Genomic DNA, 13,418 nt, shown 5'->3' on the forward strand with positions numbered 1-13,418 from the left:
CGGAAATGAGCGAGACCGAAGCAGGTGTGCCCGGCGGGGCTCGGCTGCACCTACCGATCCACCTGCGGTGGGGCGACCTCGACGCATTCAATCACGTCAACAACACCTCGATGCTCAAGCTCCTCGAAGAGGCGCGGGTTCGCGCGTTCTGGCGGCCCGGCGCCGGCGAGAGTGCACCGCCAACGGCCGTCATGGACTCGAGTCTGCACGCCGGCGTCCTGACGCTCATTGCTCGCCAGGAGATCGAGTACCTGCTCCCTGTTCCCTACCAGCGGCATCCGTTGGACGTCCAGCTCTGGTTCGGCAGGCTCGGCGGTTCCAGCATCGACGTGTGCTACGAGGTCTGCAGCCCCCTGGAGACCGCCGGCGCGGACGGCCAGCAGATCTACGCGCGTGCAACGACGGTTGTTGTGAAGGTGGATGCCGAAACCGGTAGGCCGGTCCGTCTGAGCGAGGTCGAACGGGAAGCCTGGGCACCCTACGTCGGTGAACCATTGCGATACGGACACCGCCGCTGAGCGGGCTCAGACCAGACGCTAAGCAGGTCAGTCGCGGTCGTGCGGCAGGCGGATCGTGATCTCCTGCGCGACGCTCGCCACCAGTATTCCTTCCGAGGAATAGATTCTGCCGGTAGCGAGACCCCGGCCTCCACGGGCACTGGGTGATTCCTGAACGTAGAGCAACCACTCGTCGACCCGCGCGAACCGGTGCCACCACATGGCGTGGTCGAGGCTCGCAACCTTGAGTCCCGGGGTTGACCAGGCGACGCCGTGAGCGCGCAGCACCGACTCCTGGATCGTCATGTCGCTCAGGTAAGCGAGCGCGGCGCGATGCAGGTCGGGGTCGTCGGGCAGCGATCGGCGCGTACGAAGCCACACCGCCTGGTGAGGGACGTGCTCGCCTTCCACGTGAAGATAGATGGGGCCGGGAACATGGCGCACATCGAGCGGCCGGTCGGTGAACATGCGCTTGCTCATGGGATGCAGACCGACCAGGTGATCCTCGAGGTCGGGGAGCTCGTCCGCGTGAGGGATGCCGCTCGGCATCGGCTCCGCGTGTTCCACGCCAGGGCCCTCATCCTGGAATGAGGCGATCATCGAGAAGATCGGCACGCCATCCTGGTACGCCTGCGTTCGGCGGGTCGAGAATGATCGCCCGTCGTGGATCCGATCCACCGCGAAAGTGATTCCCGCAGAGGAGTCTCCCGGTCGCAGGAAGTACCCGTGCATCGAGTGGACGGTTCGTCCGGGCGGCAGCGTGTGCGATGCCGCCACGATGGACTGGGACAGCACCTGGCCGCCGTACACACGTCCGAGCGGCATCGACTGGGAGACGCCGGTGAAGATGTCCTCCGTCGTCCGGGCACCGCTGAAGGAAAGCGTGAGAACGGCAAGGAGCGAAGCTACCGGATCGGCTTCGACGATCTCCCTGGGGGTGTTCGTGGCGCCGTCGGTCATCGGTTCTCCCGGAGCTTGCTGGTATCGCCGCGGCCGCGGCAGCTGTTCCGCTTGGTAGTTTAGGTCGGATGTCGACGCCCCTGAATCTCGCCGACGCCGAGACCGCTGTGGACGCCCAGACCTTCGCCTCGCGAGCTGCACGTGTCGGAGACGGCGCCGTCCGCCTCCGAGCCGCCGATGGCATCCTCGTCATGACCTGCGCCCCGATCGCGCCGCGCGGGATCCTGGACACGGCGCCGACGATCCTCGGCGTCCGAGTCCTTTCCGTTGACCCGGAGCTCGCGTGCGATCTGGTGGTCGATGGCGCCTCTCTGCGGGCGCAGGGCGTGACACTTGAGTTGCCCGACGCCGGCATGCGCGCGGCCTGGGCCGGCATTTCCCCTCCCGTTTCGGGCTGGACGCTCGGCGGCGAGATCTCATCGACAGACCTCGCAGCGGCTGCCCACCGCGGCATGGAGGAGGTCGCGACATCGGTCCCCACGAATGCGGGTGAGGATGTGGTGCGTCAGATCCGTGCAGCGGTGTGGGGAGCGCCGGATGCAGGCCTCGGCGGACTACCGCGCGGCGTCGGATTCGTCGCCCAGGTGCTTGGCTTTCTCGGGCCAGACGCCGAGAGTGTGCCGATGCGCGAAACCGGTGCATGGGTGCGGTTGTCTCTTCGCCGCGGGCACGTTCTGGTGCGCAGATCCGGGATGAACCCGCGCGGGCCGCGGGCCGGGGGCATCCTCGGCTGAGGGCCGGCCGAAACATATGCTTGACCGCGAATTCGCCGTGCCCCTACGGTGACGGAATGGCGACTGCACCGATTACCTTCACGGCACCCGAGGGCAAGGGGTTGGCAGCCGGCACGCTGGGCTTGTGGGGATCGACCGTCATCGGGTTGGCATCGACGGCGCCGGTGTACTCGCTGGTTGCAACGCTCGGGTTCATCGTCATCGCGGTGGGTGCGCAGGCGCCGATCATCTTCGTCCTGGCGTTCGTGCCGATGCTCTTCATCGCCTACGCGTACCGGGAACTCAACCGCGAGATTCCCGACTGCGGGACCACGTTCACCTGGGGAACAAAAGCCTTCGGCCCGTGGGTGGGATGGATGGGCGGCTGGGGAGTCGCCGTGGCCGGGATGGTCGTGCTGGCAAACCTCGCCCAGATCAGCGGTATCTACCTCTGGGCGCTTGTCGACGGCATCGTCGGAAGCCCCCAGGACGCTCTCCTTGCCGACAATGCGCTGCTGGTCACCGCGACGGGCGTCGTCTTCATCGTCGCGATGACGTGGGTCAGCTGGCGCGGTGTCGAGATCGGCGAGAGGGTGCAGAACATCCTGCTCGGCCTGCAGTATCTCGCACTCGCGATCTTCATCGTCGCGGCCCTCTGGCACTTCTTCTCAGGCAGCGCACCCGATCCGACTCCGTTCGAGTGGTCCTGGCTGAACCCGTTCGCGATCGGCGACTGGAGCGGCTTCGTGCAGGCAATCCTGCTCGCCCTGTTCATCTACTGGGGCTGGGACACGACGCTGGCGCTCAATGAAGAGACGAAGGATCCCCGGCGAATCCCCGGACGCGCCGCACTGCTCACGACCGTCATCCTGCTGTTCACCTACGTTGCGGTGACGATCGCGGCGATGATGTATGCCGGGCTCGGCGATGGACCGACGGGCCTCGGCAACGAAGCCAACGCCGACGACTTCTTCATCGCCATCAAAGACGGCCTTCTCGGCCCGCTCGGCTGGGTGCTGGTCGTCGCAGTCATGGTCTCGGCGATCTCGTCGACGCAGACGACCATCCTCCCGACCGCTCGCGGCACTCTCGCGATGGCGGCCTACCGCGCGCTCCCCAAGAGGTTCGCGACAGTGCATCCGCGCTTTCGGACGCCGTCGTTTTCGACCCTGGTCATGGGGATCGTCGCCGTTGTCTACTACGTCGGGATGACGCTCATCAGCGACAACATCCTGCAGGACTCGATCCTCTCGCTCGGGCTCGCTATCGCGTTCTACTACGGGATCACGGGCTACGCCTGTGTCTGGTACTTCCGTCGGGAGCTGTTCACCTCACGGCGGAACTTCTTCTACAAGTTCCTGTTCCCGTTGCTCGGTGCGCTGATGCTGACCTACGCATTCGTCCAGTCGGCCATCGACATGTACGACGTCGATTACGGCTATACGGTGCTCTTCGGTGTCGGCGGCACGTTCGTTCTCGGCGTCGGCGCACTCGCGTTCGGCGTATTGCTGATGTTCCTGTGGTTCCTCTTCCCGCGCGCGAAGTCGTTCTTCCGCGGCGAGAGCCTCAACCGCGACACGCCGGTCATGGTCCGCGACGAACCGTCAGCGTACGGTCGCTCGGTTGACGGCGGACTGACCTGATCCGCGCCGTTCGGACGCCCGATCAGAGCGTCGCGACGGCTCCTCGCCCGGCTGCCCGACCGGAGAACAGGCATCCTCCGACGAAGGTCCCTTCGAGCGCGCGATAACCGTGCACGCCTCCGCCGCCGAACCCGCTGGCCTCGCCTGCGGCGAACAAGCCCGCGATCGGCTCGCCGCTGGGTCCGAGAACCCGCCCGGAGAGGTCGGTCTCGATGCCGCCGAGCGACTTGCGCGTCAACACGTGCAGCTTGACAGCGATCAGAGGTCCTGCAGCGGGGTCGGTGATGCGATGCGGGGCAGCCGTGCGGACGAGCCTGTCACCGCGGTAGGCGCGAGCCGAGCGCAGCATCGCGACCTGTGCGTCTTTCGTGAAGTCGTTGCCCATCTCACGGTCACGAGCTTCGACCTCGAAGCGGACGCGGTCGGCATCCAGAGCCTCGCCGCCGGGGAGCGCCCGCATGCCGTCGATGAGGCTGTCGAGGTCGTCTCGGATGACGAAGTCGGCGCCATGGTCGAGAAAGGCTTGGACGGGACCGGCAGCGCCCTTCCCGAGCCGCGAACGCAGCAGCAGTCGCACATCCTTGCCGGTGAGGTCAGGGTTCTGTTCGCTGCCCGAGAGCGTGAACTCCTTCTCGACGATCCGCTGCGACAGCACGAACCAGGAATGGTCGTGGCCCGTCGCACGAAGGTGCGCGAGAGTGCCGAGCGTGTCGAAGCCGGGGAACAGCGGAACGGGGAGGCGCGCGCCGGTGGCATCGAGCCAGATCGAGGACGGACCGGGCAGGATCCGGATGCCGTGCAGCGGCCAGATCGGATCCCAGTTCTGGATGCCCTCGACGTAGTGCCACATGCGGTCGCGGTTGATGAGGTTTGCGCCGGCTGCCTCGGTGACGTCGAGCATAGAGCCGTCGACGTATGCGGGAACTCCCGTGACCATGTCGGTGGGGGCCGTTCCCAGTCGCTCGGGCCACCACTTGCGCACCAGGTTGTGGTTGCCGCCGATTCCTCCGGATGCGACGACCGTCGCGCCAGCCTCGATCTCGAAGCTACCGATCACATCCCGTGACGTTGCCACGCCACGGGCGGCGCTGGAGGGCGCGAGAACATCGCCGGCAGCGCCCGTCACGGCACCGTCTCGCACCGTGAGTGAGGTCACGCGGTGGCGAGCGAGCACTGTCAGCATCCCGGCACGCTCGGCATCATCGAGTGCGGCCTGGAAGGGTGCGACAAGCCCGGGGCCGGTTCCCCACGTGATGTGGAAGCGGGGCACGGAGTTGCCGGGCCCTCCGGCGGTGTACCCGCCGCGTTCTGCCCACCCGACGACAGGGAAGAAGCCCACGCCGCGCTCGCGGAGCCAACTGCGCTTCTCACCCGCGGCGAACTCGAGGTAGGCCTCGGCCCAGCGGCGGGGCCAGGCATCCTCGGGGCGGTCGAACCCCGCCGTGCCGAACCAGTCCTGTCGTGCCAGTTCGAGGCTGTCGCGGATTCCCATTCGCCGCTGCTCGGGCGAATCGACGAAGAACAGTCCACCAAACGACCACCACGCCTGTCCGCCGAGGTTCGTGCGCGGCTCCTGGTCGAGGACTGTGACGCGCTTGCCGGCCGCGGCTGCCTCCGCGGCGGCGACAAGGCCAGCCAAGCCCCATCCGATCACGAGGACGTCGGTGCGGTGAACGGATGCTTCGGTCATGCGACTCCCTTGTCGTGTACGTCTGTGGTCGTGCGCGTCAGTTCTCGGACGTCAGCGGGATATCTGTGCGAGCGCCCGCCCCCGGCCCGATCTCGGTTCGCTCGAACGTGTTCACCATGGCATGCGCGGCCCGACTGAGGTAGTCCCAGAGGAGTTCTTCGTGCAGGGGCGACAATCCGACCTCGTCGACGGCAGCGCGCATGTGTGCGAGCCATCTGTCGCGCGCGTCGGGATTGACGTGAAACGGCGCGTGCCGCATTCGCAGGCGGGGGTGACCGCGCTGCTGACTGTAGGTCGTCGGTCCGCCCCAGTATTGCTCGAGGAACATCAGCAGACGCTCCTTCGCCGGCCCGAGATCCTCTTCGGGGTACATGGGGCGCAACACGGGGTCCTCCGCGACCCCGCGGTAGAAGCCGTCGACGATACGCGCGAACGTCTCGTGTCCGCCCACCGCCTCGTAGAACGACTGCTGCTCGGGCGTGCTCACTTCTCTGCTTCCTCGGATGCTTCAGAGTCGGCATCCGTCTTCTTGCCCGTTCGCTTGGCGCGCCAGACGGGCCGATCCGGGACCCCATGATGCGCGACCGGGGTCGGTTTGGTTCGGGGCGGGTTGGCGCCGCGCACCCGGCCGGCACTCTCAAGACCCGACAGCATGATCGAGTTCATCTGCGGCAGGGTGAGGCCCAGGTCGTCGATCGCGCGCTTGAGTCTCATGCGCAGTTCGCGCGCGACGTCATCCTTCGCTCCGGCCCTCGTTTTGACCACGATGCGGATGACCAGCGCGTCTCCCGACACCGACTCGAGCCCCCACACCTCGGGGTCCTCGATGATGCGGCTGCGCCACTTCGGCTCCTGTGCAAGAGCGCGGGCGGCATCCAGCATCGCCTGTTCCACCTCGTCCACGTCGGCATCGACGGGAACGGCAAGGTCGATGATCGCGCGCGACCACCCCTGCGACATGTTTCCAATGCGGGTGATCTCGCCGTTTCGCACGAACCACAGGGTTCCGTTGACGTCACGGACCTGGGTGATGCGGACGCTCACGTATTCGATGACGCCGGTAGCAGGTCCGAGGTCCGCGACGTCGCCGATACCGACCTGGTCTTCGGCGACGATGAAGATCCCGTTGAGCACATCCTTGACGATGTTCTGCGCGCCGAAGCCGAGACCTGCGCCGATGGCTGCGCTGAGCAGCGTGAACGAGCCCATCACCTGCGGACCGGCAAGGATGAGGATGATCAGCAGAATCGCGACGATCACCACCGTCACGTTGACGATGTTCTGCAGGATGGATCCGAGGGTGCGGGTGCGCTGGACGAGGCGCACCGAGGCCAGCGGCGACCGCTCGAGTGCCTGCGTATCGTCAACGCGAGCACGAGACTTGGCGCCTTCGACGACCCGACGAACGACGCGCCGGATGATCAGGCGCAGCACCCAGACGACCACCACGGCGCTCGCGAGGACGATGACGATCTGCAGAAGCGTGCCGCCGATCTCGCCGAGCAGCTCCAGAAAGCCATCCCAGAGGCTCGTATCTGCGGCGGGGGCCGTATCGAATCTGTGCATCAGACGAATCCTAGAACCTGCGCCCCGAGCGATGCCGGATCACTCGGGGCGCAGGTGGTGCCACTGTGGCTTAGCTCGCGTCCCGTTCCTGGACCGCCAAGGCACGCTCGACCCCGGCGAGGTTCTCCGCCACGAGTCTGCGCAGTGCCGCCGGCGCTTCCGCGTTGGCGGTGAGCCATGCGCGTGTCGCATCGCGAAGCTTCGCGTTCGCCAAGGGCGCGGGGTACAGACCGAGCACAAGGTACTCGGCGATCTTGTACGTGCGTGATTCCCAGACGGGAAGCAGCATCGCGAAGTACTGGTCCACGAACTCATCGAGAAGCAGCACACCGGCGGGGTGCGTGAAGCCGAGACCCGCGGCGCGTACGAGCGTATTGGGCAGGCGATCGGAGTCGACCAACGACGACCACGCAGCGCTCTTCGCTTCGGGGGTCGGCAGTGCAGCCTTGGCCTGGGCCGCGAACTCGGCGCCCTTGGCCGTGTTGTCTGCAGCCAGCGCTTCGTCGATGACGCCCTCGGTGATGACCCCGCCTGCGGCCAGCGATACCAACAGCTGCCATGACAGGTCAGTGTCAATGGTGAGCCCATCGAGGCTGATCTCGCCGGCGCGCAGGGCTCGCACTGTTTCCCAGTGTTCGGGAGTGGCTGCGGCGCTCGCAAATGCTGTGACGAACTGCAGTTGGCTGTCGCTGCCGGCATCCGCTGCCTGAGCAAGGGCCCACAGCCCGTCGGCCACCTTCTGACGCGACGTGTCGCGCTTGTCGGGGGTCACGTAGGAGTTTGCCGCCAGCTGAAGCTGCGCGAGAGTCGTTCGCACGGTGGTCGACTCAGTCTCGGAGGCGATGTTGCCGAGGACCAGGTCGATGTAGTCGGATGCCGAGGCCTCGGCATCCCGCGTCTGATCCCACGCGGCGCCCCACACCAGCGACCTGGCGAGGGGGTCGGAGATCTTCGAGAGATGGTCGATCGCCGTCTGCAGGGAGCGCTCGTCGAGACGGATCTTCGCGTACGCGAGATCGTGGTCGTTCAGGAGCACCAGATCGGGTCGGGCGAGGCCGACGAGCTCGGGTACGTCGGTGAGGTCGCCATCGACATCCAACTCCGTGAAGTGGGTGCGCACGAGCCCACCGTTCTGGAGGTCGTAGAAGCCGACGCCGAGTCGATGGGGGCGGATGGTCGGGTAGTCAGACGGGGCGGTCTGGACGATCTTGAACGCCGAGATCGTGCCGTCCGCGGCTTCTGCGATCGCGGGGGAGAGGGTGTTGACGCCCGCGGTCTCGAGCCACTTCTTCGACCACTCGGTCAGCTCGCGGCCACTGGTGATCTCCAGCTCGGTCAGCAGGTCGCGAAGCTCCGTGTTGCCGTACTCGTGCTTGCGGAAGTACGCGCCCACCCCGGCGAAGAACTCGTCGATCCCGACCCAGGCCGCCAGCTGCTTGAGGACCGAGCCGCCCTTGGCGTAGGTGATGCCGTCGAAGTTCACCTGAACGTCTTCGAGGTCGCGAATCTCCGCGACGACGGGGTGCGTCGAGGGGAGCTGATCCTGGCGGTAGGCCCAGGTCTTCTCCATGGCGTTGAACGTCGTCCACGCCTCGGTCCACTCGGTGGCCTCAGCTGTCGCGATGGTCGAGGCCCACTCCGCGAAGGACTCGTTGAGCCACAGGTCGTTCCACCACTTCATCGTGACGAGGTCACCGAACCACATATGGGCGAGCTCGTGCAGGATCGTGACGACCCGTCGCTCCTTGACGGCATCCGTCACCTTGCTGCGGAAGACGTAGACCTCGGTGAAGGTGACTGCTCCCGCGTTCTCCATCGCCCCGGCATTGAACTCCGGGACGAAGAGCTGGTCGTACTTCGCGAACGGATAGGGGTAGTCGAACTTGTCCTCGTAGTAGGCGAAGCCCTGACGCGTCTTCTCGAAGATGTAGTCGGCATCCAGGTACTGCCACAGGCTCTTGCGCGCGAAGATCCCGAGCGGGATGACGCGGCCCGACGCGCTCGTCAGCTCCGAGAACGTGGACTCGTAGGGGCCGGCGATCAGCGCCGTGATGTACGACGAGATGCGCGGGGTCGGCTCGAATTCCCACGTCGCGATGCCTTCGCCGCTGGGCACAGGCGCGGGGGTGGGGGAGTTGGAGATGACCTTCCACGACGCGGGAGCGGTAACCGTGAACTGGAACGTCGCTTTCAGGTCGGGTTGCTCGAAGACGGCGAAGACTCGCCGGGAGTCGGGCACTTCGAACTGCGTATAGAGATACACCTCGCCGTCCACCGGGTCGACGAACCGGTGCAGGCCCTCGCCGGTGTTCGTGTACTCGCAGTCGGCGACGACGACGAGCTCGTTCTCGAGTGCGAGCTGGTCCAGTGCGATCCGGGAGTCCGCGAACGCGGATGTCGGAATGCTGCGCCCGTTGAGCGTGATCGAGTGGACGGCCCGCGCGATCAGGTCGATGAACGTGGAGGCGCCCTCGGTTGCGGTGAAACGCACCGTTGCGGTGGAGCGGAACACCTCCGGGCCGGTGGTCAGATCAAGCTCGACCTCATAGGACTGCGTGTCAAGGACGCCGCGACGTTCCTGCGCTTCGATGCGGGTGAGGTTTTCTCCAGGCACTTTCGGATGCTCCCAAGTGTGTGAGGGGTCAGGGATGCCGCGACACGGCCTCGCGCATTGTGGGCGCGATAACCCCCAAGCCTACGCCGCGAGCTCTCGCGCGATGTGACTGCGGGCGTGGGTAATCGCTGCGGGAAGGTCGGTGAAGAGGTGATTGTGGTGGCGCAGGGAATCCAGGACCCCGACCCGCCGGAACAGACCGTCGTGAAGCGGCTGCACACCTTTGATCAACACCGTGATGCCGCGTCTTTCGAGCGACTGGATGATGTCGGCCAGCATTCGTGCACCCGTGGCATCCACCAGCTCGAGCTGAGACATCCGGAGCACGACGACCGAGACATCGGTGAGTGAGGCGACCTGCTCGAAAACGCGGTCGGCGGAGGCGAAGAAGAGCGGGCCGTCAATGGCGATAATCGCGATCCGTTCGTCTCCGTCGACCGCTTCGCCGCTGATTGCTTCGCGACGCACGCCGGTCTGGCGCGAGAGGCTGCGCACCGCGATGACTCCCGCGAACAGAACGCCGATGATGACCGCCACGATGAGGTCAAACGACACCGTCACAAGCGCGGTGATGACGAAGGCGATCGCATCGGCGCGTGTCGAGGTGATGATCGCTCGCACGGTCGAGGCATGCACCATTCGCACGGCCGTCATCATCAGCACGCCTGCGAGAGCGGCGAGGGGGATGGCGCCGACGGGCCGAGAGATCACGAGGACAACGAGCAGGAGGACGAGAGCGTGCGTGATCGCGGCGACACGGGTGCGTCCGCCCGAGCGCACGTTGACGGCGGTGCGTGCGATGGCGCCGGTGGCAGGCATCCCGCCAAAAAGTGCTGAGCCGAGTGAGGCGATGCCCTGGCCGACGAGTTCGCGGTCGGGGTCATAGGGCCCGGTGTCGGCGAGGGACGCTGCAACACGAGCCGAGAGCAGCGACTCGATGGCCGCAAGTGCTGCCACCGTCAGGGCGGGCAGCAGCAGTTGACCGATGACACTCGGGTCGAGCGAAGGGAAAGACGGCGGGGGCAGGCTCGACGGAAGGGCGCCGATCGTCGCCAGTGGCGTAGCGATGATCAGGGCAAGCGCCGTCACGACGGCGATGCCGATCAGGGAGCCGGGAAGAGCGCGGTGGATCCGGGGCGCGATGAGCATGACGAGGGACACGATGGCGGCAGCCCCCAGCGACCACGGGACGTAGGACCAGTCCGCCTCAGCGACCGATTGGACCGCGGCGATGATCGCGTTCGAGGAGTGGTCGCCGGCATGAACAGTGTGCGGTGAGGTGAGCAGCGGCACCTGCTGGAGGAAGATGATGACTGCGATCCCCAGGGTGAAGCCTTCGATGACGGGCCAGGGGATGAACGAGACGGCGCGACCGAGCCGCAGAGCGCCGGCAGCGACGACGATGACGCCCGCGATCGCCGTGACGGCGACCACGGCACCGGCACCATGGGTTGCGACGATGGGAACCAGGACGACGACCATCGCTCCGGTCGGCCCCGAGACCTGCACGTTCGATCCGCCGAAGACGGCGGCCAGGATGCCCGCGACGATCGCCGTGACCAGGCCCGCCTCAGCGGAGAGGCCGGAGCTCACTCCGAAACCGAGAGCGAGTGGGAGCGCGACGATTCCGACCGTGACGCCGGCAACGAGATCTCCCCGCCATGTGCGGGGCAGCCGGCGGTAGTCCTGGATGCTCGGCAAGAGTGCTCGCGCCGATTGTGCGAGCGACCGCGCCGAGCGGCGTGCCCGACTCATGGCGCTGCCGTGCCGAACGTGGGCAGTGTGTCGACGTGCGCCAATTGAGCGCTGTCGGCTTCCAGCAGGCTCAGGAGCAGCGCCCGCGCGACAGCGAGCAGGTCGGCGACGCGGGGATCAGCAAGTCGGTAGAACACGTGGCTGCCTCGACGCTCCGACTGCACGAGGCGATGGCGGCGGAGCACCGCCAGGTGTTGCGACAGGTGCGACGCCTCGAGCCCTGTCTCAGCTTGCAGATCGGCGACGCTCACCTCCGAACTCGAAGACAAGAGTTCGAGGATGCGGATACGGAACGGATGCGCGAGCCCCTTGAACAGGTTGGCCTTGACTTCATAGAGCGGTCTTTGAGCATCATTCAATGGCATGATGAAAACATCATATCGGCGTAGATCGGTCCGCGCCGTTCACCCGCGCTTCCCTAGGATGGGAGCCATGCGCATCCATATCGCCACCGACCACGCCGGCATGGAGTTCTCCACGCAACTTCAGCACCATCTGGCTGAGGAGGGTCACGAGGTCATCGACCACGGCCCGATCGAGTACGACGCCGTCGATGACTACCCGTCGTTCTGCATCCGTGCCGCCCTCGGTGTCGTCGCCGATCAGAGCGCGGGAGTCGAGGCCCTCGGGATCGTGTTCGGCGGTTCGGGAAACGGTGAGCAGATCGCTGCGAACAAGGTTCGCGGGATCCGTGCAGCCCTCGTCTGGAGCATCGCGACTGCGGAGCTCGCGCGACAGCACAACGACGCGAACGTCATCGCCATCGGAGCCCGGCAGCACTCTTTCGACGAGGTCGTGACCTTCATCGACCGGTTCATCGAGACGCCGTTCTCGAACGAGGAGCGTCACGTGCGCCGCATCGGTCAGATCGCGGCGTACGAGGCCGACGGTTCTCTGCTGCCTGACCCGCGGGATGTCGCGAACACCGCGGCGACGGACTCGTTCGACCCAGAAGCTGGTTGATGCCCGAGGGTCATTCCGTTCACCGGATCGCCCGGCAGTTCGCGCGGAACTTCGTCGGTCGCACGGTTGACGCATCCAGTCCGCAGGGCCGCTTCGCCGAGGGCGCTGCTGCGCTCGCTGGACGAGAGATGCTCGAGGCCCGTGCTGTCGGCAAGCAGATGTTCCTCCGTTTCGATGGCGACATCTGGCTGCGCGTGCACCTGGGTATGTATGGCGCGTGGGACTTTGCGGGCGTGATCGACGCCGACCCAACGATCGCCTCTGCGAACGGGCGGATGGGACAGACGAACCAGCGCGGCACGGTTCTCGACGAGCCGATCATGGATGCCGCGGGCGAGAACTCCCTCACCTCGATCGGGGCGCCCCGGCGGGCCCGCGTTCACGTGCGGATGTCGGAGCAGACGACAGGTCTGCCTGATGAGGTGGGCCAGTGGCCGCCGCCCGTGGTCGGTCAGGTGCGGCTGCGGTTGCTCACCGACGAGACGTGCGCTGATCTGCGGGGACCGACAGCATGCGAGCTCCAGACGCCGGATGAGGTCGCCGCCTCGATCGCAAAGCTCGGGCCGGATCCGCTCGTCGACGACCTCGCTGAGGGCGAGGAGCGGTTCACCGCCCGCGTGCGGCGTGCCCCCACACCGATCGGACTGCTGCTGATGGACCAGTCGGTCGTCAGCGGAATCGGCAATGTCTATCGAGCCGAGCTTCTGTTCCGGGCGCGGTTGAACCCGCATACCCCGGGGCGCGATGTGCCCGAGGAGACGGTCAGATCGCTGTGGCGAGACTGGACGCGACTGCTTGCCATCGGCGTCGAGACCGGCCAGATGATGACGATGGACGACCTGGATGCCGACGCCTACCGTCGCGCCATGGCACACCGCGACGACCGTCACTGGGTATACCACCGTGCCGGGCTGCCGTGCCGAGTCTGTGGCACCGCAATCGTTGTCGAAGAGGCAGCGTCACGGAAGCTGTACTGGTGCCCCCGGTGTCAGGCGTGACGCTGAATCCTCCCGTCAT

Annotated in this window: 11 protein-coding genes and 1 pseudogene; 5 read left to right on the top strand and 7 right to left on the bottom strand. The window is 66.3% G+C overall.

What is annotated here, in order from left to right; translation table 11 throughout:
- The first annotated feature begins 5 nt into the window (after nucleotides 1–5).
- Nucleotides 6–518, top strand: a complete 513-nt coding sequence (locus BGO47_RS05290; protein ID WP_292709254.1) for a thioesterase family protein — start codon at nucleotides 6–8, stop codon at nucleotides 516–518.
- Nucleotides 519–545: 27 nt separating this feature from the next.
- Here BGO47_RS05290 and BGO47_RS05295 read toward each other — a convergent pair whose 3' ends face one another.
- Nucleotides 546–1,457, bottom strand: coding sequence for an acyl-CoA thioesterase II (locus tag BGO47_RS05295; RefSeq protein ID WP_292709256.1), 912 nt, complete (start codon nucleotides 1,455–1,457; stop codon nucleotides 546–548).
- Between the two features lie 68 nt (nucleotides 1,458–1,525).
- Between BGO47_RS05295 and BGO47_RS05300 the strand changes: the two genes are divergently transcribed.
- Both BGO47_RS05300 and BGO47_RS05305 read left to right on the top strand, forming a co-directional pair.
- The gene (locus tag BGO47_RS05300; RefSeq protein ID WP_292709258.1) at nucleotides 1,526–2,191 is read left to right on the top strand and encodes a hypothetical protein; all 666 of its coding nucleotides are present in this window, start codon (nucleotides 1,526–1,528) and stop codon (nucleotides 2,189–2,191) included.
- 56 nt (nucleotides 2,192–2,247) lie between these two features.
- Nucleotides 2,248–3,813, top strand: coding sequence for an APC family permease (locus BGO47_RS05305; protein WP_292709260.1), 1,566 nt, complete (start codon nucleotides 2,248–2,250; stop codon nucleotides 3,811–3,813).
- Nucleotides 3,814–3,835: 22 nt separating this feature from the next.
- On the opposite strand, the pseudogene BGO47_RS05310 reads toward BGO47_RS05305, so the two are convergent.
- The 6 genes and pseudogenes from BGO47_RS05310 to BGO47_RS05335 form a co-directional block, all read right to left on the bottom strand.
- Nucleotides 3,836–5,518: pseudogene (locus BGO47_RS05310) on the bottom strand (FAD-binding dehydrogenase); the annotation flags it as partial.
- 22 nt (nucleotides 5,519–5,540) lie between these two features.
- The gene (locus BGO47_RS05315) at nucleotides 5,541–5,990 is read right to left on the bottom strand and encodes a globin (RefSeq protein ID WP_292709262.1); all 450 of its coding nucleotides are present in this window, start codon (nucleotides 5,988–5,990) and stop codon (nucleotides 5,541–5,543) included.
- A complete protein-coding gene (locus BGO47_RS05320; protein WP_292709264.1) occupies nucleotides 5,987–7,069 on the bottom strand; it encodes a mechanosensitive ion channel domain-containing protein in 1,083 nt (360 codons plus the stop codon). Before BGO47_RS05320 ends, BGO47_RS05315 begins: the two co-directional genes overlap by 4 nt.
- A 70-nt stretch (nucleotides 7,070–7,139) precedes the next feature.
- Entirely contained in the window at nucleotides 7,140–9,683 is a 2,544-nt protein-coding gene (gene pepN / locus BGO47_RS05325; protein ID WP_292709266.1) for an aminopeptidase N, read from the bottom strand.
- Nucleotides 9,684–9,764: 81 nt separating this feature from the next.
- Nucleotides 9,765–11,438 (bottom strand): SulP family inorganic anion transporter, encoded by a 1,674-nt coding sequence (locus BGO47_RS05330; protein ID WP_292709268.1) that lies wholly within the window; start codon nucleotides 11,436–11,438, stop codon nucleotides 9,765–9,767.
- Nucleotides 11,435–11,803: a metalloregulator ArsR/SmtB family transcription factor gene (locus BGO47_RS05335; protein ID WP_292709270.1), complete on the bottom strand. Its 369-nt coding sequence runs from the start codon at nucleotides 11,801–11,803 to the stop codon at nucleotides 11,435–11,437. Before BGO47_RS05335 ends, BGO47_RS05330 begins: the two co-directional genes overlap by 4 nt.
- Nucleotides 11,804–11,870: 67 nt before the next feature.
- On the opposite strand from BGO47_RS05335, the gene BGO47_RS05340 reads away from it, so the two are divergent.
- Complete coding sequence (locus tag BGO47_RS05340) at nucleotides 11,871–12,401, top strand: ribose-5-phosphate isomerase (protein ID WP_292709271.1); 531 nt, start codon at nucleotides 11,871–11,873, stop codon at nucleotides 12,399–12,401.
- Nucleotides 12,401–13,399 carry a DNA-formamidopyrimidine glycosylase family protein gene (locus BGO47_RS05345; RefSeq protein WP_292709273.1) on the top strand — a complete coding sequence of 333 codons (999 nt, stop codon included), beginning with the start codon at nucleotides 12,401–12,403 and terminating at the stop codon, nucleotides 13,397–13,399. The genes BGO47_RS05340 and BGO47_RS05345 overlap by 1 nt, the downstream gene beginning before the upstream one ends.
- The last annotated feature ends 19 nt before the right edge of the window (nucleotides 13,400–13,418 follow it).

This window comes from Microbacterium sp. 67-17 (genome assembly GCF_001898325.1).
GTDB lineage: Bacteria > Actinomycetota > Actinomycetes > Actinomycetales > Microbacteriaceae > Microbacterium > Microbacterium schleiferi.